The sequence below is a fragment of the Vibrio neonatus genome, from assembly GCF_024346975.1.
Lineage (GTDB): Bacteria > Pseudomonadota > Gammaproteobacteria > Enterobacterales > Vibrionaceae > Vibrio > Vibrio neonatus.
This window is the reverse complement of the sequence record NZ_AP024885.1, coordinates 1,272,595-1,296,643: the sequence shown is the minus strand read 5'-3', so window position 1 is coordinate 1,296,643 and position 24,049 is coordinate 1,272,595. Positions and strand designations below refer to the sequence as shown.

The window sequence follows — 24,049 nt, the reverse complement described above, 5'->3', positions numbered from 1 at the left end:
CTCTTTCGTGGATGATCAGGTAATCACAGTGTCGAAAACATTTGAACGTTATCAGTTGGTATTGCAAAACATTCCTTGCCACCCGGCACATGTCACCAGTTTAGAGCTTAAGCAAATGTTGCTCTCACACGAATTACTCGATTCGAGCCTTGATGACAAAAGCCAAATGAAAACTGTGCAAAGGGTCATTGCAAAAGTTGCTAGCGATTACTATTCCGTTGAAATCAACGCCGACACTCGCCCACATCAAATTAAGATCGCCCAAGGTCATCCTCACCCGATAAACCCTTCGGCAATGAGCAGCGTGTTATCTCTGAAAATTATTGAGCATGAAGTATTGCAAATGTTGCCACCGACCATGCGCAAAGAAGTTGCTAACCTCATCAGCACCAGCAACAGCGCACTGGATAAAAGAACGGAGCTATGGAAGGAGCGCTTTACTTACTCTCCGATTGAATTTCAGCTAACTTCACCTCAATTTGATGAGTCGTTCATTGATGACATTGAACAAGCGATTATAGATAAACGCGGCTTACACTTAACCTATCAAAAGCGTGGGCATAGCCACACTCAAGAGTACAGCGTCGAGCCTTTAGGGATCGTGCTGCATGGGCGCAGTTTCTACCTTATTGCGACCAAAGAAGGTACGAACGAATACCGAACCTTTGCCATTCATCGAATCAAGCAGCTAAAACTGGGCTTTAGCCTGCAAGATGCGCACAAAACCTTTAATGCGAAACAATACATTCAACGTAACGTACCGCACTTTTCTGGCGGTGAGTTTATCGAGGTAGAACTGAATATTGATAACTACGCCGGACTGCATTTAATAGAAGAAACCAAGCTCTCCGCGTGTCAACAAATCGTCTATAAAGATAATAAAATCACCACCATCAGAGCAAAAGTTCGCGATAGTCTGGGTTTTGAATGGTGGTTAATGAAAAATGCGAACGTAATTGAAGTCGTTTCACCGCAAAAAATCCGCGACAAAGTGATCGATAATTTAAACAGCGCTCTGGCTAAGTATCAATAAACCCCGTAGTTATGATTTAAATCAGCACATACAAAAATGCCCCATCAGCATCAAACTGACGGGGCATTGTATTAAGATCTGCTATTAGCCTTTATTTTCGCTTAAAAGCATCAACATAGTGGTTAATTTCTTGCATTAATACTTGTTTCTGATGCTCATCAATAAAGCTGGCTTTGATGGCATTTCGCGTAAATTGCGCCAATTCATCCGCTTCTATAGGATGCGCCATCGCAACCTGCAAAAAGTTTTCGGTCATGTATCCGCCAAAGTAAGACGGATCATCTGAGTTGATGGTCACACACAATCCCTGCCGCAGCAGTTCAACTACATTGTGCTCTTCCATTGTCTCAAATACTTTCAGTTTAATATTCGATAACGGACAAACGGTTAACGGCACTTGTAACACCTGCAATGTTTCAATCAACTTAGGATCGTCCACACACCTTACGCCGTGATCAACGCGAGAAACACCGAGCAAAGACATGGCATCTTGTATGTTACTTGATGGCCCTTCTTCTCCTGCATGCGCAACAGTTAAAAAGCCCTCTTTAATAGCTTGCTGAAATACTCTTTCAAATTTCTCAGGCGGATGGCCTAACTCAGAAGAATCTAAGCCTACGCCAATGATTTTATCTTTATGTGGCAAAGCTTGAGTGAGTGTTTCAAAAGCTGAATTTTCATCAAGATGACGTAAAAAACACATAATGAGCTGGCTGCTGATGCCATATTCGTCTTTTGCTTTCAGCAGCGCTTTATGAATACCATTCACCACAGTGTCAAACTCAATCCCTCTTGCGGTATGAGTTTGCGGATCAAAGAATATTTCACAATGGCGAACATTGTCTTGCTGGCAATGCTCAATATAAGCCCAAGTCAGGTCGAAGAAATCTTGCTCTTGGATAAGAACATTTGCCCCTTGGTAATAAATATCGAGAAACGATTGTAAGTTGTGGAATTGATAGGCTTGCTTCACTTCCTCAGCCGAGGAGAAAGGGATAGATACCTGATTTCTCTTGGCTAATTCAAACATTAATTCAGGCTCTAGTGTGCCTTCAATGTGCAGGTGCAGTTCCACTTTTGGCATTTGTTCAATAAATTGTTGCAACGTTATTTTCTCCATATTCCTAAGTCAGGGTTTCCAAGCACTGTTTTAGTTCGCCAGACAAGGTAAACCAACGTTTACTCATCTGTTTTATTTTGCTGCTTGGCACGTGGTGGATACTATCAAACTGTTGATAACATTCATAAATCTTAAAGCCAATATTCAACTGTTTGGCTATTTTTTGATAAGGCACAATTTCCCATTTCTGTACAAAGGTGTTTGAGACAACAACCGTGTTACCTGTTTTAAGTGCCTTTAAGGCTTGCGACTGACACCAAGCGTGCGCCTCACTCAATTGATTGGCATTAAACTGATAGTTTTCATCATTGCTATCGGTGAAAAACATATCGGCCTCTAAATGCATGCCATCGCAACTTTGGCAGAGTTTTTTTGCCAAAGTGGATTTACCTGAACCAGGTAAACCACGAACCAGAATAAGTAACTGCAAAGTACTGATGTTCCTTTAAAATGTTGGCTATGAAGCCATGCCTTGATAATTTTAGCCAATCACAGCTAAGCACTTCGCTAACTACCGCTCATTTTGCGAAAAATTTTGTAATAAACGATAAACGTCAGTGTTTATTATAAGAAAAATGTTTAGGCTTATAGCGGAATTCGTTAAGCTAAACGCCTACAAGCTAACGCTGAACCGTCAGCTAAATCAAGGAATTAAATATGCTAACTAAATGGGCTAAGCGCTTTTATCAAATGTCAAAACTGGTCGCGTCTTGGAGCAAAGACCCTTCTACTCAAGTTGGCGCTGTAATCACAAAACACAACCGCATCGTTTCCGTTGGCTTCAATGGCTACCCGCACGGGATTGCCGATAGTGCTGAAACCGATGACCGCGACATGAAGTATCTTAAAACTTTGCATGCCGAAGAAAACGCCATTTTATTTGCTAAGCGAGATCTGGATGCCTGTGAAATTTGGGTAACGCACTTTCCATGCCCAAATTGCGCAGCAAAAATCATTCAAACCGGAATCTCTGTCGTACACTGCCCAGAACAAGACCCTGATTTTCTTTCTCGTTGGGGCGATAAAATTAAGGTCAGTGAGGACATGTTCAACCAAGCCGGTGTAAAAATTGATTGGCTGGCAAAAAACGAGCTAAGTGACGAGTCACTTAATCTGTAAATCTATAACAAGCCTCTACTTTAGCCTCATTTTCTTCACGGAAATTGAGGCTTTTTTCTAACAGATCACACTCTGTACCACCCAACTAATACTAAATTCACCACTAGCACTGCGTGACACCGTAACCAGAAGCTCAACATACAGAGCTAAATCAGCCCGAAATTCACTATATCTATCCATATTCAATGAGCCAATCACTCACTTTCACTTTCCGCTAGTGCTAAAAACAGCGTAGTATTGCGCCCCTAGAAAAAATCGCGCTAACTTGTTGAGTAAATAGTGAACGTCTACGCTTATAGCGACTACAGTATGTGTTCAGCATAAGCCCAACATGATGCTCGAGTACCATTTTCACATGCAATGCACGACTTTTCGCTAACGAGCTATTTTATACTCTTTATTTCAACTCTGTTGGCGAACATTTTAGTATTTAGGAACTGCCATAGCTCATAGTTAGCTACGCATAGATAATAGTTAACAGCTAACGACACATGGCATTCACTTATCCCTTAATAACTGATCGGATATCAATGAAATCAAACACTAGCCGCACCTTAGGTATTGAGCTTTTTAAAATGACATGGCCGATGATCTTTGGCGTGCTCTCTTTAATGAGTTTTCAGCTCATAGATTCAGCCTTTATCGCGCAATTGGGTGTATTACCTCTGGCCGCGCAAGGCTTCACTTTGCCCATAGGTCAATTAATCATTGGTGTACAAGTAGGATTAGGGATTGCGACTACTGCTGTTATTGCGCAAACCTTAGGCGCAGCGGAAACCGAAAAAGCCAAACAACTTGGCGGATTAATTTTGGCCGTTGGCACTATTGGCTGCGCTTTCATTTGCTTGCTGTTGTATCTCGTGCGTGCACCTTTACTGGGGTTATTGGGCGCAACACAGCAGATCATGCCGATCATCGATACCTATTGGATTGTCTGGCTTGCCAGTGCATGGGTCGGTGCGGCGCTGTACTTTTTGTACAGTGTTTGCCGAGCAAATGGTAATACGCTGTTGCCCGGAATTATGATGGTGGTGACCAGTTTACTTAACGTAGCACTCGACCCACTGTTTATTTTCTATTTTGATATGGGCATTCATGGCGCCGCCATTGCCACTATTCTTTCTTTCAGCATCGGCATTGTGTATGTGATCTATCGAACCCGTAACAAGGGCTACTACACCTTTAATTGGAATGGACTGCACATAAAACAAAGCGTAATGTCACTACTGGCCATCATGATGCCAGCGATGACCAGCCAACTGATGCCACCTTTGGCTGCCATGCTCTCCACTAAATTACTTGCTTCGTATGGCACTGCTGCGGTTGCGGCTTGGGCTCTAGGCAGTCGCTATGAATTTTTCGCTATCGTTTCGGTACTGGCACTCACTATGTCGATGCCGCCTATGATTGGTCGCTATTTGGGCGAAAAAAACAGCATTAAAATCGCAGCACTGGTTAAGATTGCCTGTTTATATATTCTCTGCTCACAAGTCATCATCGCCCTACTCACATTACTCATTTCAGGGCAACTTTCTGCGCTGATGTCGGGCGAGCAAAGCGTCGGAGCCATTTTGAACATGCACTTAACCATAGTTCCACTTAGTCTGGCACCACTGGGCATTTGCATCTTGTTAGTTTCGGTATCAAACGCATTAGGCCAACCCATGAAAGCGCTACTTATCTCGTGTTTCCGCTTGTTTGTGTTCTTTTTACCTTGTTTGTATTTAGGGGCTTGTCTAGGGGGTTTGTTCGGACTCTTTATCGGCGCTGCCATCGGTAACTCTTTTGCCGGCCTATTTTCTTGGTATCACTATCGTAAAACACTCCTTTCGTTACAAAAAAAATGGAGCCATTAGGCTCCATTTATCTAAATTCTATGTTGAGGTGATTATTTAAAGTTTGCTTCCGTCACCAAGATGACGCCGCCTTTAGTCACTTCATACAATTTAGCATCTTCTTCTGGGTTCTCACCGATAACTGTGCCATCAGGAATGATAGTATGGTCGCCAACAATCACTTTAGTTAAGCGACAGTTCTTACCAATCACCACTTCTGGTAAAATCACACAATCTTTGATGACTGAACCTTCTTCAATACGGCAGTTAAATGCCACTAAAGAATGATTAATTTCAGCGCCAGAAATCACCGTACCTGCAGACAGTACTGAATCAACTGCAAAACCTTTGCGACCTTCATCATTAAAGATGAATTTTGCGCCCGGACGTTGCTGCTGCTGCGTAATGACAGGCCAAGAATGGTCGTATAGATCCAATTCTGGTTCTGGAGCTACAAGATCCATGTTTGCCGCGTAGTACTCATCCAAGTCACCTACATCACGCCAGTAACCATTGTGGCCTGGGTGGCTCTCAGTGAACACGTAACCATTAACTTTTGCGCGCTCTAAAAGGTTAGGAATAATGTTGTGACCGAAATCGTGATTATACGTAGGGTCAAGTAACGCGTCGTTTAATTCTTTATCTAGAATGTCCGCATTAAAAATGTAGATACCCATAGAAACCAATGCTTTGCTTGGATCTTTCGGGTGTGGCGTTGGGTTTTCTGGCTTCTCATCAAACTTAACGATACGTCCGTTTTCATCCAGTGACATTACACCAAAAGACGACGCTTGCTCGATAGGTTTTTTGATACACGCAACAGTCACATCTGCACCACTTTCCGCATGGAAGTTAAGCATGCGAGAGTAGTCCATTTTGTAGATATGATCGCCACCAAGGATTAATACTTGTTCACATTTACGTCTGCGAATTAAATCCAAGTTTTGATAAACCGCATCAGCAGTACCACGGTACCAAGTTTCACCAGTACGTTGCTGTGCAGGAATAATTGCAACACCTTCATCCAGTGTAGAGTTGGTCATAAAGCCCCACCCTTTTTGCACGTGATCAATCAAATCATGTGCCATAAACTGAGTTAAAACACCAACACGGCGAATACCTGAGTTTATACAGTTTGAAAGTGTAAAATCGATAATTTGGTATTTTCCACCAAAAGAAACCGCTGGTTTAGCAATTTCTTTTGTCAATCCCTTGAGGCGAGTACCTTTCCCGCCCGCTAGCACTAATGCTACTGTATTTCGTACTAGCTTGTTACTCGACAAATGCGAGTAATTGTTATTATGTTCCGTCATTTATGGGGGCCTCTAACATTGAACTAATATAATTAAGTAATAATAAATTAAGATCGACACTCGGCTTTTAGAAGCTCTAATTGTACGTCGTTGGATAATAGTAAATTAAACAGTCAAAATATGTATGCTTGAAGTCACACTTTTTGTGAATTCAAACTCACCTGCTACATATACGTGACAAAGATCACTGTATGCATTAATTTTTGTGTCATTTAGTGACATTAATCACATAGCACTCACTATAAACCACATTAATTTACATTTTCCTTATCACTAAAACTGATAATTGTTCTGCCATGTTTATAGCTTTATCGTATTTAGTCAATACAGAAAAATGTAACTGAATAATATTGAATATTAGGATTCAGTTATTACAATATTACTTTGTTTCTTCGATATTTAAGTTACATTACGATGAAATTAAATCTCTTTTTATTTTCATATTTTGAATCATGAATGCATCACATTCATACAATTTATAATATATTGTTAAGTTAATAATAAAGGTATTATTAGTGCGTTCTATACACAAAATCGTGGCTCTTGGTGCTTGTTTGCTAATTATATCCGGCTGTGATAATCAGCCCGAAAGCCCTGAATACATCGCCTCGGACTCTCTCGCGCCATATATGCAGTCGAACTATCAAGACTATTTGCAGCAAACCCACCAATGGCTAGCACAACACCGAGTGTATGTAAGCAATGACAAAGACACAGAGTTAAACACTGTGATGCCCTTTGAAATTGTGCCAGAGCATCCAAACGGACAAGGCGTATTACTGGTGCATGGTTTAGGTGACTCGCCCTACTTCTATCATGACATCGCCCCTGTTTTGGCCGCTGATGGTTTTCTTGTGCGCGTCATTTTGTTACCAGGTCACGGAAGCAAGCCCGCCGATTTATCTTTACCTGAGTTAGAAGATTGGCAACAAGCCGTTTCTCACCAATATCAATTGCTGAGTAAAAAGGTAGATGGGGTTTGGTTAGGGGGGTTTTCTACCGGAGCCAACCTAGTGACTGCCCTTGCCTATCAGAAACCCGAGATAAAAGGTCTGTTGTTGTTTTCTCCTGCATTCAAGCCAAGAAACGCCCTTACTTTCCTTTCTCCTTTGGCCAGCAAATTTGTCAATTGGGAAAGTAAAGTAAAAGAAGACAATTACACTCGCTACAACTCCTTACACATGAAAGGCGCGGCTACCTACTACGGCACATCGCAACTGGTGAGAGACGACCTAGAACAGCAACCCTATACCAAGCCGACCTTTATGATGCTCAGTGAAGCAGATGAAACCATCGATTCTCAATTTGCGGTCAATACGTTTAGTCAGCAATTTACTAATTTAAACAGTGAAGTGCTTTGGTTTGGTGAAACCCAGTTTGACGACCCGCGAATCACGTCCTTTTCGATGCATTTACCAGAACAAAAAATCTTGAGTGCGTCGCATGTGTCATTGGGGTTTTCTCCCAACAATCCGATGTATAAAAGAGACGGTAAAGTGCGCTTTTGTTTCCACCAGCAACCTGTCGATGCGCCAAAAGACTGCACTAAGGTTGCCAGTGACCAAGTATGGTTCGCCTCTTATGGGGATGGTGATGAGTCAATGGTAAGGGCTCGCACCAGTTGGAACCCTTATTTTGCGCAAAGCATGCACAGGATGAGCGAATTTTTGCAGCGCAGTTCGCCAGCAAACGATTAATCAATAATCGTCAGTTGCTCGTCAACATATTGGGTAGCACACGGTTTAACTATCAGTGCTGCCCTTTGTTTTAACTCTACATTGGCATTAGGAAATACGATTCGACCTTGCTCGATAGGCATGGTTAATAGCTGCTCCCCATCTTTGCCCAACACCTCATTTATCGCAAAGCTTGAAAAATTCGCCAATGCTTTATCAAAGAACAGCTCAAACTCTTGATGTTGGCGATAGATAGAGCAGTTCACCTCGTAGAAGATCATTGCCGAATCCGCCAAGGTTGTGCGTTCTGCTTGCTCGCATTGAATGAGATTGATTAATGCTTGATTAAATTCAGCCAACTTCTGTTTATCGTTACAGCCAAATTTTGCCACCTGCCCAAGCTCAACGGTAGCGGCTTGCGCGCCAAACTGACTCGCACTATACCAACTAAAGGTGCTAGAAGGCTCGTCAGAGAGTAATAGTGCCTCGATATGGCCAAACTGCATGAACTCGATAAACTCTTTACTGCGTGTGGCATAAGACGATTGCGGGATAATAGAAAAGGTATAATGTTTCGAGGCTCGAATGGAGCAATGCATGTCTAAATGCCAGCGTGCTTGCATTGCTGTCCCTCGCCAAAATTGGCTTACGCTGGCTTTTAAATCATCGGCAATCGCTAGCTCTAAAGATTCAGGATAATTCTGCTCGCCAAATAAGCGGTTTAGATTGGTATCAATGAAGCGCTGCTCGGCAACAATCGATTGTGGATGCGCGATAATCAGCAGTAAATGATGTACAGGCGTTAATTTTTGTTCTGCTATCAAGCTTGCCAACGTATCAACCATTTCAATCGGCGCAGTTTCATTGCCGTGTATCGCACTGGAAATGACAATATGTTTGCTATTTTGATCCTCATTTTGTCTAGAAAGCGCTGGAGTTATCTGCAATATCCCTGTTTGTAACAGCTCCATTTTAACGCCATTACCTAAGGTCACAGCTCGAGGTGAATTGGGATTCGGTTGCAAAGTCTCTTGTAAAAATGATGATTCAAATAATGCTTTTGCCATAGACTGCCCTTCCTTAGCTGTTTATGTTCGATTAACATTGATATAACATCATACCCAAACTTGCTTCCGATAACAGAAGATTCATAGGCATTCTTTATGACAATCACAAAGCCCAACATCATCTTAGCGGGAGGTACAGGTTTAATTGGTCAAAGCGTGATGGCTTATCTCACCTTGCACCCTGAGCTTGTCAATGCTTTGTATATTCCAACACGAAGCCCTATCACAACTCAACATAATCACTTTATTACCTTAGCCAATGATGAGTTTTTCACTTTACAAGAACCTATCGCCGAGCTTGGCATCATCTGTTTAGGCACCACCAAAAAACAAGCAGGCAGTGCGCAAGGCTTATACCGTATTGACCATGATTTGGTGCTTAAATTTGCCAAACAGATGCAAGCACTTGGCGTACGCCGACTGGCGGTGGTCTCAAGTTTTGGCGCAAATGCAAATTCCCTGTCGCACTACCTAAAATGCAAAGGCGAAATGGAGCGAGATGTCTCACAACTTGGGTTTGAACAGCTAATTTTTGCCCGTCCTGGGCCACTTGTTGGCGAGCGTTCAGCCCCTAGGCGAGATGAGATAATTGTGCAAAAGCTACTTAAGGTGGTTAGCCCAATAATGTTAGGGCCATTGCAAAATCTGCGCCCTGTGCAAGCAGACGATGTTGCCAAATACTTAATCAAATCACTTTGCCACGAGTCGCATACATCTAATACAACCATCGCCCACTACCGACAACTGAGTAACTCTTAAGACCGCTGCGTTAGCAGCCCTAGTTGCCTTTAATATAAGCGCTTACATTACTTTCCGCGCCTAGATAGTGTTACTGGTTTGCTATACGCTTAACGCAATGGTCTAATAACTGACAACACTCTGATCTTTGGATATTTTTTATGCACACGGAGCAATCCACCTTTTTCTTTTTCGACTATGAGACTTGGGGCGTGAACCCAGCCAAAGACAGACCTTGTCAATTTGCAGGGGTTCGCACCGACGCGGATCTTAATGTGATTGGTGAGCCTTTAGTGATCTATTGCCGACCACCGGCAGATTATCTGCCCAATCCAGAAGCGGCATTAGTGACCGGAATTACCCCGCAAAAGGCGATGCAAGAAGGCTTATCTGAACCTGAGTTTATCACTGCCATTCACAACGAAATGAGCCGTCCCAACACTTGTACCCTTGGCTACAATAGCGTTCGTTTTGATGATGAAGTGACTCGATATACCTGTTATCGCAACTTTATTGAACCTTATGAGTGGAGCTACAAAAATGGCAACTCTCGTTGGGATTTATTAGATGTTATGCGCGCCTGTCATGCACTGCGTCCTGAAGGCATTAATTGGCCAGAAAACGAGGACGGCAATACCAGTTTTCGCTTAGAACACCTATCGGTGGCAAACGGCATTGAGCACAGCAATGCTCACGATGCGATGGCCGATGTCTACGCCACGATTGAGTTGGCAAAAAAAGTAAAACAGTTTCAACCTAAGCTGTTTGATTTCTTCTTTAAACACAGAGGCAAACAAAAGCTCAATGCCTTGGTGGATATTGTCACCATGAATCCACTGGTGCATGTCTCTGGCATGTTAAGCAATGAACACTTAAAAGCGACCTTGGTGGGCCCTATTGGTTGGACTCCCACTAAAGCCTTGATTGCCGTTGATCTTACCCAAGATATCTCGCCTTTAATTGAACTATCCGCCGAACAAATCAAGCAACGCTTATACACCAAGCGTAGCGAGTTAGCAGAAGATGAACTGCCTATTCCAGTCAAATTAGTGCATCTCAATAAGTGCCCTATTTTAGCCCCGCTTGGAGTGTTAACCGCCGAAGCCGAGCAGCGCACTCAACTCAATAAAGAGCAATGCATTAAGACCCAACAACGCTTATTACAACATCCTGAAATACGCGAAAAACTGGATGCGGTGTTCTCGCAAAACCGCGAATATCCAGCCAACAGCAAAACTGTCGACGAGCTGCTTTACGACGGCTTCTTCTCACCGGCGGATAAAGCGCAAATGCGCATTATCCGAGAAGCTGAGCCGGAAGTATTGGGGGCATTAGATATCCAGGTATCTGATCCGCGCATCATGCCTTTATTGTTTAACTACCGCGCTCGTAACTTCTTTCATACTTTAACCGATCAAGAACAGAAACAATGGCTCCGCCAATGTCGCGATATGTTTGAAAACGAGTTGCCCAATTACATGTTAAACTTAGAAAACTTAGGCTCTCAATACCAAGACGACGAACAAAAAATGAAAATTTTAAAAGCCGTCTATCTCTATGTTCAAAAGTTGGTTTCCTGATTTATGATAAACAAAGCTTTTTTCTACCTTCTTAGTGCAGCATTAATTGCCGCATCTCTCGCGTTAGGTAATTGGTTGCAAGACCTTTTCGCACTGTCTGTTCCGGGCAGTGTCATTGGATTGTTGATTCTGTTTGTGGGCTTGGTCAGTGGCCTTGTTAAACCTCACTGGGTTCAACCTAGTGCCTCATTACTGATTAAGTACATGATTTTATTGTTTATCCCAATCAGCACCGGTTTAATGATTCACTATCAAATCCTTGTCGATAATGCTTTAGCCATCATAATTAGCACCGTATTCGGCACTCTTTTTGTGTTGTGTATTTTATCGTTAGTGCTCGATAAACTGCTTAACGAGGATCGATAATATGTGGTTACTGTTAAGCATTATTGTTTACTTCATTGCAAAATTTATTGCCAAAAAAGCCAATAACCCTTTAGCGAATCCTCTATTGATCAGTATGGCAATTCTTATCCCGTTTTTGCTGCTGTTTAAGGTGCCTTATCAAAAGTACTACGAAGGCAATCAGATCATTCAGCATCTACTGCAACCTGCCGTTGTTGCGCTGGCGTACCCACTTTACGAACAGCTCAATGAAATTCGCGCCAAATGGAAGTTAATTCTAACTACTTGTGTTATTGGCAGTTTAGGCTCGATGTTAACCGCAGGTACGCTAGCGGCTATGTTAGGTGCAGACTCACAACTGCTCGCCAGTATGATGGGGAAATCCGTTACAACTGCAATTGCCATGCAGGTTTCCACTGAGCTTGGCGGCGAGCCCGCCGTAGCGGCGATTTTGGTGTTGCTAGCAGGGCTTACAGGTTCGTTACTTGGCTATCCGATTTTTAAAATGCTCAATATCAAACACCCTATTGCAAAGGGGTTGAGTATGGGTACTTGTAGTCACGCATTAGGCACAGCGACGGCATTTGAGCACAATCAAAAAGATGCGGCATTTAGCTCATTGGCTTTGGTGCTTTGTGGCGTTATCACCTCTTTGCTTGCGCCCTTTGTGATGACCTTCATGTTGCATCTAATTTCCTAATTATCTTTAACAACAAGGCGTTACAAGCCGCCACTGCAAATTGCGCTTAAAAGCACATTCTCTGTGAACGAAACCGTTTACCTTGGTAACGGTTTCACTTTTAATGGGCTAAATCCAGTATCCTTACCAGACAAAATTACGCATTCATAAACACGTAATAGACATTATTGAATTGTGTCATCTACACTCGATACACTATTTCGCCCTATCACTATTAGGAACGAGCAATGAATCCACGATTTAAGCATCTCTACAATGACCTTCCTGCAGACTATGTTGATACTTTTAAAGCCATTTTCGATTCCGCTTCTTTTGCAGGTGTGCTAACTCCGCAGCAAGTTAAGCAATTGCAACAATGCACCGCTTTAGATGAACAACAACTAAAAGTGACACTGTTACCTTTTGCGGCCGCTTTCTCGATTACGCCTATCTCAAAATTTAACGTAGGGGCGATTGTAAAAGGCGCGACCAACAATCTCTATTTTGGTGCCAATCTAGAATTTAGCAACGTACAACTTGGGCAAACGGTGCATGCGGAGCAATCCGCCATTAGCCATGCATGGATGAAAGGTGAACAAGAAATTGTCGACATCACCATCAACTTTAGCCCTTGCGGACACTGCCGACAGTTTATGAACGAGCTATCCAGCGCGCAGCAACTCACCGTACAACTGCCATCTATGGATGCTAAAAGTTTGCAGGAGTATTTACCAGAGTCGTTTGGGCCTAAAGATTTAGGCATTGAATCTGGGCTTATGTCGCCAATTGATCATGGCTTTTCCAGTGCCAACGACGACGCGCTTGTTACTGACGCGATCATCGCACTAAACAAGAGTCACGCGCCTTATACCAAAAACTACAGCGGAGTGGCGATTGAGATGCTTGATGGCACGACGGTGCACGGCAGTTACGCTGAAAATGCCGCATTTAATCCAAGCCTGCCGCCATTACAAGTGGCATTAGTGCAATTGCAAATGCAAGGAATGGACTTTTCGCACATTAAACAGGTGGCACTTGCGGAAATCAATGATGCTTCTATGTCGCATCTTGCGGATACACAAAATACCTTAGAAGCGATAAACCCCGATATTGCGTTTACTTACATTGCATTAGATGCGTAATTTGCGCAAAAATCCTCCGCAAAAAAACACCATAGCCTTGGTTATGGTGTTCTCATAAAAATTTACCAAATATCGTTAGGCAAACGATTGCGCTCTATTAAAAAATGAGTATTATCAGCTAAAAAAATCATAATCTTTAAAGGAACGACTATGTTGGGTACGGCAACAGCACCAAGTGCAACTAAAGTTTTATTGCTCGGCTCTGGTGAGCTAGGTAAAGAAGTGGCAATTGAATGCCAACGTCTAGGTATTGAAGTTATCGCTTGTGATAAATACGACAATGCCCCAGCGATGCAAGTTGCTCACCGCAGCTACGTACTTGATATGCTAGATGGCGATGCTCTGGCTAAGATAGTCGAACAAGAAAAGCCAACTTATATCGTTCCTGAAATCGAAGCGATTGCGACCGACACTTTAGTTGAGCTTGAAAAGAAAGGCACAACCGTTGTGCCTAACGCTCGCGCTACGCAACTGACAATGAACCGCGAAGGCATCCGTCGCCTTGCAGGTGAAGAATTGCACCTAACCACTTCTGAGTATCGTTTTGCTGATACCTTTGAGGAGTTCTCGCAAGCTGTAGAAGAAGTTGGCCTGCCGTGCGTGGTTAAGCCTGTAATGAGCTCATCAGGCAAAGGACAAAGCGTTATGCGCACTGCTGACGATGTACAGAAAGCATGGGACTACTCTCAAGAAGGCGGTCGCAGTGGCGAAGGCCGAGTGATTGTTGAAGGCTTCATTGATTTTGATTATGAAATTACCCTGCTGACAGTGCGTGCTGTTGACGGTGTTCACTTCTGTGCACCAATTGGTCACCGTCAAGAAGATGGTGATTACCGTGAATCTTGGCAGCCACAACAGATGTCAGAAGTGGCTATTAAAGCCGCTGAATACGTTGCAGAGCAAATCGTCAATGCATTGGGTGGCTACGGCATCTTTGGCGTAGAGCTGTTTATTAAAGGCGATAAAGTGATCTTTAATGAAGTCTCTCCTCGCCCGCATGATACTGGCATGGTGACTATGATCTCTCAAGATATGTCTGAATTTGCCCTGCACGTGCGCGCATTTACCGGTAGCCCTATCAATAAGATCAGACAAACAGGTCCAGCAGCTTCCGCTGTGATTCTTGGTCAAGGCACGTCAACTAATCTTTCTTACACTGGCATCGACGAAGCCGTTGCTAATCCTGATACGCAAATTCGCCTATTTGGTAAGCCTGATATCGATGGCCGCCGCCGCTTAGGAGTGATTTTAACTCGCGCTAAAGACACTACGTTAGCTGTCCACTCGGCAACCAGCGCTGCTAAGAAGATCAAAATTAACTACTAACCGTAACTGTTACTGGTTTTAGTAGACGCTAGATACTAAAAAAGAGGTCTTAAGACCTCTTTTTTGTTAAACCGCTAAATATTTAAACTGTTAATGAGCAACGTATTATTTTACGTCGTCTTTTTTCAGCTCTTCAACGCGAGCTTTCAGCTTCTGACCTGGTCTAAATGTGACCACGCGACGTGCGGAAATAGGTATATCTTCCCCTGTTTTTGGGTTTCGTCCAGGACGTTCTTTCTTTTCCCGTAGATCAAAGTTACCGAATCCAGATAGTTTTACCTGTTCGCCACTTTCGAGTGATTTCCGAATTTCTTCAAAAAACACTTCCACGGTTTCCTTGGCATCCCGTTTACTATACCCAAGATTTTCAAACAGGTTTTCAGCCAAATCGGCCTTGGTAAGCGCCATAAAACTTCCCTCAAAGCTAGATGAATCAATAGCTACGCTGGAGTTAATCCCTCCACGATTTCAAACCAAATGAAACCTTACGTTAGCTCCTAAAATTTGTCTCTACAATCAACTACATATTGATGACTCGTTCGAAAGTGTATGACAAGGTTTTCACTTTCGCCAACTTTTTTCTAAATAAAATTTATAAGAATTAGACACTTAGAAAATTCAACTACATTTACGTTAAATTTTATAATTAAAGGCTACTTAATTATAAGTAAAGATTACAAAAAAGTGTCATATTTTCAGTAATTTCAGTCGGTTGTTCTACTATGTTAATAGGGAATATTGGCAAAGACAGATAAGCTGAGGTAATGATATTAAAGTTTTCATTACACAAATCGGCTAGAAAAGTTGTTGGAAAAGGAATTTCATGACCGCGTTATTTTCACCTTTTGAGCGTTATTTTAGACTTTGTTTTAGTAGCATAATTGCACTTTCTACCCTCGCCTGCTCCAGCGGATCGAACCAGCAAGACACCCTCGATAGCGTGACTCTAAGTAACCCCAATATTGCGCGAATTTATTTTAATGACGGTCAAACCAGCGTCGAATACACATTGCATGTTTGGAACACTAAACAGTGTTCTGGCTATCAAAGTGACGATACAGACTGGAATTATGGGCTAGAGCCTAGTGGACGTAATCCCAATTATGGGCTGTATTGGGATATCCCTATCGAAACCAATGCAAGCTGCGTTAACTTTATGCCGCACAGCTTTGATCCTAATTATCAAACATCTCACTTAAAACTGATGTTTGCACAATCATCCGCACCAGGCGCTAAGGTAGGTTATGTGTTCAAAGATACGAATCGCGTTTTTTATACCCCATCAAGAACTCTGCCTAAATCGTCCATTGCTGTGCAAGATGCTAAAGCACATTGGATCACACCTTCGCTGATATTACTTCCTATTGAAACTGAGCAAGCTCAACTTGTGATTGCGGCAACAGGCGGAATGAGTGTCAACGAACAACAAAACCAGATTGAAGGAGCATCGAAAACACTCTCCCTTATTGAAACAGCTGATGATTCATGGAAGGCGCAATATCCTCACCTTTCGACGCAGTTTAACGCTTATCAACTGCAAATTAATGATACTGGCGGTTCAATTGATCATTTAATTCGCGGGCAGATCTGGGTTGCCAGTTATAGCCGTGATAAAAAAGAGGCCAATCAACCTGCAACATTACAATCGGTAACCAAAGTGCAACTCGCGCCACTATTGGATGCTTTGTATGCCGAAAACGCAACACAGTTACAATTTGGTGCGGTAGTTGATAGTGAAACTAACACCACTTCATTTCGCGTTTGGGCACCTACCGCGCAGCAAGTAAAGCTAATCCCATTTAACCAAGAGTTGCAAGCGGGTACTCCTATTCTCATGCGTCGTGATATTGGTTCAGGAAGTTGGTTTGTTGAATACGCGAACCTAACGCATGGGGATTTCTATCGTTATCAAGTCACGCTGTTTCATCCAAACTCAGCAAGAATAGAAACCGTTTCAGTTACCGACCCTTATTCATTGAGTCTTTCCACCAACTCGCAACATAGCCAAGTTGTGGATCTTAATCATCCACAATTAAAGCCTGCCGGTTGGGATGCGCTAAGTGCGCCAGTAGCGCAGAAAAATCCGGCTTCTTTTGTAATTTATGAAACGCATGTAAGAGACTTCTCGGCCCTTGAACTCTCCACAATCGAAGCACATCGAGGCAAATACCTCGCTTTTACTGACGAGAATTCATTACCCGTAAAGCATTTGAAATCACTGTCACGACGTGGAGCAAGTCACTTACATTTATTACCCGTGTTTGATATTGCCACTATCAATGAAGAAGTCACTGAAATTGCCAATATTAATCAGCCTTTTAAAACCCTTTGTCAGGCTAACCCAGAGCTGTTGCGTCATGCCGATTTATCTGTGTATTGCGAAAGCTCGTTAACGGGAATACAAGTGTTGCAACAACTCAAAAACAAGGACAGTTCCACCACACCACTAGTGCAAGAGTTAACCGGTATCATCGCTAAAAACGACAGCTACAATTGGGGCTATGATCCCTTCCATTATTCAACGCCCGAAGGATCATACGCCACTAGCGCCAATGGCATGCAACGTATTTTAGAATTTCGCACTATGGTTGCGGCAATTAAGTCTGATATAAAAATGAACGTGGTGATGGATGTGGTGTATAACCATACTCACGCCGCAGGTCTTGCTGACAAATCAGTGCTCGATAAAATTGTCCCTAACTACTATCACAGACTGCATCCTATTACCGGAGAACTCGAACAAAGTACCTGTTGCGCCAATACCGCTCCAGAGCGCGCTATGATGGAAAAGCTGATCACTGATTCCATATTGGTTTGGACAAAAGATTATAAAATCGACGCATTTCGCTGGGATCTTATGGGACATCATCCAAGATCGCAGATATTAGCCTCATTAGATGCCGTCAAAGCCATCAATCCAGATGTCTATTTTTATGGTGAAGGATGGGATTTTGGCGAAGTCGCCAACGATAAAATGTTCAAACAAGCGTCACAGCTCAATTTATACGGCACGGGTATAGGATCATTTTCCGATCGCATGCGCGATGCGGTGCGTGGCGGTTCCCCCTTTGATCAATCAACACAGTTAAGAGCATCGCAAGGGTTTGGAAATGGCGCTTTTGTCTATCCTAATGAGCTAAATGCGCTAAGTGAAACCCAAGCTAAGCATCTTGCCGATCTCGTGCGCCTTGGTATGGCAGGTAATTTACGTGATTATCCGATGCAAGATAGTCAAAATCGTTCAATTACCGGCGCTGAATTAGATTACAACAACCAACCTGCTGGTTATGCCAAAGATGCGTGGGAAACCATCAATTACGTTGAAAAACACGACAATCAAACTCTATGGGATAACCTGCAATATAAAGCGCCTTTTGATGCAGATCTTAATACTCGCATCCGTATGCACGCGGTTAGTCTAGCTACCGTCATGTACGGGCAAAATGTGGTTTTTCATCATATGGGCAGTGAATTACTGCGCTCAAAATCAATGCAAAGAGATTCGTACAATTCAGGGGATTGGTATAACAAAGTCGATTTTACAAAGCAGTCTAACAACTGGAATATTGGACTACCGAGCGCCGACAAAGATAAAAACAATTGGCAAACGATTGAAAGCATCTACGAAAACACCCAAGGCAAAGTGGAACTTTCGACCCGCGATATGATTAAAATGGAACGCTACTTCAAAGAAATGATGGAAATTCGAGCCAGTAGCCCACTCTTTACCTTAGGCGATGGCAGAGAAATTATTCAACGAGTTAAATTCCATAATACTGGCTCAAAGCAGATCCCTGGACTTATCATAATGAGCATCGACAACCGAGCCCCATTTGAAAATATCGACTCTGTGCGTCAAAGACTGCTTATCGTAATCAACGCCCGCAACGATCTACAAACCATAAACCAACTGGACATGAGCCAATTCAAATTGCACCGCTACCACCAGCAACTAGGCCCATTCTCACTAACCCAAGGCACCGAACTCACCGACAACATCGCCATAATCCCAGCCTGGACAGCCGCCATATTCGAACAACGTTAATTGCGGGGTCAGGTCTTGAAATTTGCATGCAAATTTCAAGACCTGACCCCAATTCCAACATATCTAGGCATCGATTGAATTTGGCGACACCAACGCTGCACCGCAGGATATCGATTGAGATCAAATCCACCTTCATCTGCAATATGGCTGTAGGCATACAAGGCGATATCGGCTATCGTCATTTCATTGCCAACAAGGTATGTCGTCTGACTCAATTGATTGTCCATTAGCTGCAGGGCTTTATTTCCCCCTGCTTGAAGCGACAAATACTCATCCCTTCTTTCCTCTGGCATACCTAGATACTTTTGAATAAAACGCGCAACCGCAATATAGGGTTCATGACTGTACTGCTCAAAGAACAGCCATTCATAGACTTTTGCTTTCTGAAAGCTATCATGAGGCAAAAGAGATGTATCTTCAGCAAAGAAGCCTAAAATGGCGTTAGATTCACATAAATAACGCCCGTCATCCAATTCCACTGCAGGAATTTTTCCATTCGGAAATTTCGTCAAGAAAGAATCTGTTTTTGACTCACCATTTAAGATATCAACATGGATCCACTCATGTTCAATCTGTAAAAATGACAATAACATCTTAACTTTCAAGCAATTCCCAGATTGTAAATCTCCATATACTTTCATTATCTATTCCTTTATAAAGGGGCCGTTTTATTGCGGGGTCAGGTCTTGAAATTTGCATGCAAATTTCAAGACCTGACCCCGCACTTTTCTACGATAAGGTAGGTGTGAAGTTCGGGGTATTGGTCAAATTCGAGATGGCGAATAACGCATCCTAATTCTAGGAATAAGCTCAAAAAGCCGTTAGTACCAAGGGATGAATAATAGACTTCAGGTCCCATTACGCTATTTGTGTGGTGGCCTTCTTCGGTTAAACCGCCAAAGGAAAAAATGAACACACCGCCTTCATTTAAACTTGCCACGATCTTGCTTATGACATTACGTTGCTCGGCAAGAGGTATGTGCCAGATGCTGTCCCATGCAGTAATGAAATCGTACTTATCTTCTAATTCAATCTCACAGATATCAGCATGTGTAAAATCAACGTTAGGATGTCTTTTCCCTGCGATTTTTAGCATTTTAGACGATATATCGATACCCGAAGGCGTAAAGCCTTCCTCTAAAAGCAACTCGATAAAACGTCCTGTGCATCCACAGCCAATATCTAATGCTTTTCTTTTATTACTCGTAAATGAGATCGCTTTTTTATGCTGTTCGATGCCATTTGAGCGATCAAATGTCTCACTTTCCCATAAGTGCGTAATTTGATCGTAAGCTTTTTCTATTTGCGAAGGTTTCATTAGCCGTATCCTTACTGGCGTAGATGTGGAAGTTGTTTATATGGGACTATTTGTGATGACGTTACTCATACACTACATGGAAACGCTCTAAAACCAATAGCATATCATCATTAGGCGTAATATTGAGCTCTGCACATTCACCAGAAAAGAACTGCCAGTGGGTTTCTCGCCAAGATGCTAACGAGCGATCCCCCTCTCCTTCGGCAAAGGCAAACTCTGCAGTCACTTCGTTATATCGACATGTTTCCACTGAGTCTATTTCAACAATACAAACGGGTTGCTGTTGCCAATTAAGCACCACTTGCAGGTGTCCTACACTTGGCATTGGCTCATCATCAGAGTCATACCAAGCAGCCAAACTGCATGTCGCCGTTTTTACGCCAGTACGAATCAGTTCTGCACATACATTGGCATTCACTTCATCACCGCAAAAATAATCAGAGCTGAATGAGCTATATTTATCGCGCTCCAACTCCGACAATGAACCCAGATACTGATTTAAATACTGCTGTGATTGTTCATCCATGAAACATTATCCTAAATATAAAGGGTCAGGTCTTGAAATTTGCACGTTCACCACATAGCCACTTTGTATGAATTTAATGAACCTGCAAACAACTGATTTAGCTCACTTTCTTAAAGTAAGATTTACCTGTGTCAGTATCTTTAACCTCATCCGCAAACTTTTTGCAGAAAGCATGGCCAGCAACATTATCGCTATCTACATTTAAAGTAATAGAAAACGAATCAATGCTGTTACGTGATAAGCCATTTTTCAACTCAGCTAATGCTTTTTCAAGTACCGCAGTCGCATGACCTTGTTGACGAAACTTATGAAAAGTAGCCACTTCCACTTCTAAACTAAGATTATCTACTGCAGATTCTTTTACCGTAGCAACACAAAGCGCTTTTACGCGAGTGCCCGAGGCCATTAGTGCATAGGTGTAACGAGTTTCCCCTTCAGGTTGATCCAAATAAACTAACATATCTGAATTCAATTCACCTTTTGCAACATCAATGCGGTTCGTGTTTAACGCTTTTTGAAACGCACTAAATGTTAATTCGGCTGTGTTTTGCTCGCTCATTACAATTCCTTAAATACAAGAGAAACTCTATTATGCCACTTAATATATATGGGGTCAGGTCTTGAAATTTGCATAATTAATTCTCTTTAAAATTGAAGAAAGATCGCATTGCGACCAGCATATGCAAATATCAAGACCTGACCCCACTTTATCTATCGATACAGGCTGAATTTTTTGGTGAACTCACGAAGCTCTTCAGTGTTACCAAACAATGAAATACCTAAGTACTCTAAATCAGCTTCTGCTGTGTCGTTTGTGACTTGTTGCTGAACCTCAGAACCGCCATCAATCATTGTGCTTGTGAAATCGACAAACTTGATTCCTCTAGCAAGCGCTTCTTCTCTTACCTTTCTGATTTTATTGGAGTTATCAGCTTTAAGTACAATAAATGGGAAATGCGATAAGTTAGGGTGAATATTGCCGTCTTTATCATGGTAATCAACATAACCCGTTTCACTGGCGTCCAGACTATTTGATAATCCGACACTGATGTGACCTAACACATTTAACGTTCGTCCTAGATCCATTTTCTTATTTAGTACTGCGATAAATCTACGGCTATTTTCTTCTGCAAAATCTGACATTGTGTTCCTTTTTATCTTTGTTCTGACTACCTGTCTTGGCAGTTATTTTCTTAAAGCTAATATTCTAACTATTTGATAGATGGCTATTTAATGTATCTTGCGCTGCAAATTTCAAGACCTGACCCCGCAACTATCGGTGGTTGAAGTGGTGGTGGGCGGAGTCGGAGATGTCGCAACCTAGGTATTGTCTTGAGAGATTGTTGGCGGCGATTAGGGTTGTGCCGGAGCCGAAAAAGGAATCGGCAACGACTTCGTTTTCTGATGAGCTTTGTTTGATCAGCACTTCTAATAATTCGACTGGTTTTTCGGTCGGATAGCCTCGCCACACGCGTTTGTGTTGTAACACATCCGGGATGCTTAAATCGTTGAGTTTTCGTTTTCCTTTTTCGAAAAACAGAATGAATTCATAGCGTGCGCGATAGTGATAACCCATGCCAATAGCACATTTGTCCCACACAATAGGCTTCCAAAATTTAAAGCCTAATTGTTCTGCGATGGGTTTTACGATGAACATGGTTTCTTGGTCGCAGAACAGATAGAAATGCGAGTTTTTCTTTAAGACGCGATAGATTTGCGTAAACAACTCTGCAAAACGCGTATTCGGAAAAATACCAAACCACTGATTGCTCGACGATTTACTTTCTTTCAGTCTAGTTGTGGTGCCAATTTTCCGATGTTTTTCCAAAGACTCATAAGGTGGATCGGTGATAAAAAGATCGACGCTGGCATCTGGCAAAGTCTTCAACCACTCTACGGCATCCATTTGATAAATTTGAGACATGAAACCGTCCTAAAAGCTAAAGCGAATACGCTAGCATAATCCTCACTTTTGATCAGGTCTAACAATAAAGGCTCTTTTTCATCAACGCGCTTTGATCAAACATAATGAATCATCTATCTCATTTTGGACTTTACTGCTTTCTTGCCACCAGTAGTGGCTAGAAATCGGTTTCGAAAAATCGACAGATTGACCAATAAAAGGAGTCACTAATTCAATACTGGTCTTTTGCGCCTCACCGATAAGATCGTTCACAGGTTCGTCCCATTGGTGCATAAATAACTCATAAGTAGACCAATGCACAGGGAAAAGTTTATCGCCTTGCACATCTAAATGGGCCTGCATGGTATGTGAGGCTTGCATGTGCCCCCATGCCTCTACGGGGAAACGCTTGCCACCTTTTACGTTTGCGGCAACTTCCATAAATGTTAGGTCAAATGGGCCTAACTTGTCGCCAATGGCTTTGAAGTGCGCACCATAAGCAGTATCACCACTGTAAAATACACTGCCTGACTCTGCTTTAATAACCCAAGACGCCCATAAGGTTTTATTGCCATCAAATAAGCCTCTTGCCGAGTTATGATTTGCAGGTGTGGCCATTATCTGCACGCCATTTAATACCTGCTCTTCCCACCAATCAAATTCTTGGATACTGTCAGGATTAATCCCCCACTTTTCTAGATAACGTCCCACTCCAAGTGGCACATAAAACATCACGTTTTTACTCGCGTAATATCTGACTGTTGACTCTTCTAAATGATCATAATGATTATGAGAAATCAAAATCACATCCGGCAGTGATAATGCCTCTTTGCTAACAGGCGCTGCAACATTGCGCTTAAAAAGTCGAGACGAAAAACGTGGGGCTGCGTATTCAAATACGGGATCGATTAAGATCCGCTGCTTGTCTACTTCAATAAACAGCGATGAATGCCCTAACCATGTCACGCGTAATGCTTGGCTTCGGCTTTGCAATTTATTGGTGTCTACGGCCTGATATGGCAAAGCATGCTTCGGTTTATATTGACTGCGAGTGCTGAAAAACTTCCACAATAAACCGAAGAAACTATCGTCTGTTTCCACTGAAGGTATGTTCGATTTTACTCGGCCATTCATAAATTGCGGCGAGTGTTCGATGCGGGTTTGACGTATTTGTTCACTTTGTATGCGTTGTGCTCGCTTATCATCTAGCGTCAATCGAATGCTTTTAATAATGGTATTTAATGATGAAGTTAATTGTGAATTCATTAAGCTAGCCTTAAAAGT

At 42.5% G+C, this 24,049-nt stretch carries 23 protein-coding genes; 11 read left to right on the top strand and 12 right to left on the bottom strand.

Going from position 1 to position 24,049, the window contains the following annotated elements:
- Window positions 1-28 precede the first annotated feature (28 nt).
- Window positions 29-1,033, top strand: coding sequence for a helix-turn-helix transcriptional regulator (locus tag OCU38_RS06035; RefSeq protein ID WP_261824159.1), 1,005 nt, complete (start codon window positions 29-31; stop codon window positions 1,031-1,033).
- 91 nt (window positions 1,034-1,124) lie between these two features.
- Here OCU38_RS06035 and OCU38_RS06030 read toward each other — a convergent pair whose 3' ends face one another.
- Entirely contained in the window at window positions 1,125-2,138 is a 1,014-nt protein-coding gene (locus OCU38_RS06030; protein ID WP_261824243.1) for an adenosine deaminase, read from the bottom strand.
- Window positions 2,139-2,157: 19 nt separating this feature from the next.
- Window positions 2,158-2,583: an ATP-binding protein gene (locus OCU38_RS06025; RefSeq protein ID WP_261824158.1), complete on the bottom strand. Its 426-nt coding sequence runs from the start codon at window positions 2,581-2,583 to the stop codon at window positions 2,158-2,160.
- A gap of 227 nt (window positions 2,584-2,810) precedes the next feature.
- Between OCU38_RS06025 and OCU38_RS06020 the strand changes: the two genes are divergently transcribed.
- Window positions 2,811-3,272: a dCMP deaminase family protein gene (locus OCU38_RS06020; protein WP_261824157.1), complete on the top strand. Its 462-nt coding sequence runs from the start codon at window positions 2,811-2,813 to the stop codon at window positions 3,270-3,272.
- Window positions 3,273-3,802: 530 nt separating this feature from the next.
- Complete coding sequence (locus tag OCU38_RS06015; protein WP_261824156.1) at window positions 3,803-5,128, top strand: MATE family efflux transporter; 1,326 nt, start codon at window positions 3,803-3,805, stop codon at window positions 5,126-5,128.
- A gap of 32 nt (window positions 5,129-5,160) precedes the next feature.
- Here the strand turns inward: OCU38_RS06015 and glgC are convergent, their stop codons facing one another.
- On the bottom strand, window positions 5,161-6,420 hold the full coding sequence (gene glgC, locus OCU38_RS06010; RefSeq protein WP_261824155.1) for a glucose-1-phosphate adenylyltransferase: 1,260 nt from the start codon (window positions 6,418-6,420) through the stop codon (window positions 5,161-5,163).
- 515 nt (window positions 6,421-6,935) lie between these two features.
- Between glgC and OCU38_RS06005 the strand changes: the two genes are divergently transcribed.
- Window positions 6,936-8,117: an alpha/beta hydrolase gene (locus OCU38_RS06005; RefSeq protein ID WP_261824154.1), complete on the top strand. Its 1,182-nt coding sequence runs from the start codon at window positions 6,936-6,938 to the stop codon at window positions 8,115-8,117.
- Here the strand turns inward: OCU38_RS06005 and OCU38_RS06000 are convergent.
- The gene (locus tag OCU38_RS06000; RefSeq protein ID WP_261824153.1) at window positions 8,114-9,163 is read right to left on the bottom strand and encodes a succinylglutamate desuccinylase; all 1,050 of its coding nucleotides are present in this window, start codon (window positions 9,161-9,163) and stop codon (window positions 8,114-8,116) included. The genes OCU38_RS06005 and OCU38_RS06000 overlap by 4 nt on opposite strands.
- 96 nt (window positions 9,164-9,259) lie before the next feature.
- Here OCU38_RS06000 and OCU38_RS05995 point away from each other — a divergent pair, with 96 nt between their 5' ends.
- From OCU38_RS05995 to purT, 6 genes are all read left to right on the top strand, one after another.
- Entirely contained in the window at window positions 9,260-9,922 is a 663-nt protein-coding gene (locus OCU38_RS05995) for a Rossmann-fold NAD(P)-binding domain-containing protein (protein WP_261824152.1), read from the top strand.
- 140 nt (window positions 9,923-10,062) lie between these two features.
- The gene (sbcB, locus tag OCU38_RS05990) at window positions 10,063-11,481 is read left to right on the top strand and encodes an exodeoxyribonuclease I (protein ID WP_261824151.1); all 1,419 of its coding nucleotides are present in this window, start codon (window positions 10,063-10,065) and stop codon (window positions 11,479-11,481) included.
- Window positions 11,482-11,484: 3 nt separating this feature from the next.
- Window positions 11,485-11,847: a CidA/LrgA family protein gene (locus OCU38_RS05985; RefSeq protein ID WP_261824150.1), complete on the top strand. Its 363-nt coding sequence runs from the start codon at window positions 11,485-11,487 to the stop codon at window positions 11,845-11,847.
- Between the two features lies 1 nt (window position 11,848).
- On the top strand, window positions 11,849-12,526 hold the full coding sequence (locus OCU38_RS05980) for a CidB/LrgB family autolysis modulator (RefSeq protein ID WP_261824149.1): 678 nt from the start codon (window positions 11,849-11,851) through the stop codon (window positions 12,524-12,526).
- 227 nt (window positions 12,527-12,753) lie between these two features.
- Entirely contained in the window at window positions 12,754-13,647 is an 894-nt protein-coding gene (gene cdd / locus OCU38_RS05975; RefSeq protein WP_261824148.1) for a cytidine deaminase, read from the top strand.
- A gap of 150 nt (window positions 13,648-13,797) precedes the next feature.
- Window positions 13,798-14,973, top strand: coding sequence for a formate-dependent phosphoribosylglycinamide formyltransferase (gene purT, locus OCU38_RS05970; protein ID WP_261824147.1), 1,176 nt, complete (start codon window positions 13,798-13,800; stop codon window positions 14,971-14,973).
- A gap of 105 nt (window positions 14,974-15,078) precedes the next feature.
- Here the strand turns inward: purT and ihfA are convergent, their stop codons facing one another.
- Window positions 15,079-15,381 (bottom strand): integration host factor subunit alpha, encoded by a 303-nt coding sequence (gene ihfA / locus OCU38_RS05965; RefSeq protein ID WP_021713209.1) that lies wholly within the window; start codon window positions 15,379-15,381, stop codon window positions 15,079-15,081.
- Between the two features lie 415 nt (window positions 15,382-15,796).
- On the opposite strand from ihfA, the gene pulA reads away from it, so the two are divergent.
- Complete coding sequence (gene pulA, locus OCU38_RS05960; protein ID WP_261824146.1) at window positions 15,797-19,018, top strand: pullulanase-type alpha-1,6-glucosidase; 3,222 nt, start codon at window positions 15,797-15,799, stop codon at window positions 19,016-19,018.
- A gap of 35 nt (window positions 19,019-19,053) precedes the next feature.
- Here pulA and OCU38_RS05955 read toward each other — a convergent pair whose 3' ends face one another.
- The 7 genes from OCU38_RS05955 to OCU38_RS05925 form a co-directional block, all read right to left on the bottom strand.
- Window positions 19,054-19,659, bottom strand: coding sequence for a glutathione S-transferase family protein (locus OCU38_RS05955; RefSeq protein ID WP_261824145.1), 606 nt, complete (start codon window positions 19,657-19,659; stop codon window positions 19,054-19,056).
- Window positions 19,660-19,724: 65 nt separating this feature from the next.
- The gene (locus OCU38_RS05950; protein ID WP_261824144.1) at window positions 19,725-20,336 is read right to left on the bottom strand and encodes a class I SAM-dependent DNA methyltransferase; all 612 of its coding nucleotides are present in this window, start codon (window positions 20,334-20,336) and stop codon (window positions 19,725-19,727) included.
- Window positions 20,337-20,397: 61 nt separating this feature from the next.
- Entirely contained in the window at window positions 20,398-20,862 is a 465-nt protein-coding gene (locus tag OCU38_RS05945; RefSeq protein WP_261824143.1) for an ASCH domain-containing protein, read from the bottom strand.
- Between the two features lie 97 nt (window positions 20,863-20,959).
- Entirely contained in the window at window positions 20,960-21,421 is a 462-nt protein-coding gene (locus tag OCU38_RS05940; RefSeq protein WP_023404180.1) for an N-acetyltransferase, read from the bottom strand.
- Window positions 21,422-21,573: 152 nt separating this feature from the next.
- Window positions 21,574-22,005, bottom strand: a complete 432-nt coding sequence (locus OCU38_RS05935; protein ID WP_261824142.1) for a DUF2000 domain-containing protein — start codon at window positions 22,003-22,005, stop codon at window positions 21,574-21,576.
- 130 nt (window positions 22,006-22,135) lie between these two features.
- Window positions 22,136-22,786 carry a DNA-methyltransferase gene (locus tag OCU38_RS05930; protein WP_261824141.1) on the bottom strand — a complete coding sequence of 217 codons (651 nt, stop codon included), beginning with the start codon at window positions 22,784-22,786 and terminating at the stop codon, window positions 22,136-22,138.
- Window positions 22,787-22,867: 81 nt separating this feature from the next.
- On the bottom strand, window positions 22,868-24,031 hold the full coding sequence (locus tag OCU38_RS05925) for an MBL fold metallo-hydrolase (protein ID WP_261824140.1): 1,164 nt from the start codon (window positions 24,029-24,031) through the stop codon (window positions 22,868-22,870).
- Between the last annotated feature and the right edge of the window lie 18 nt (window positions 24,032-24,049).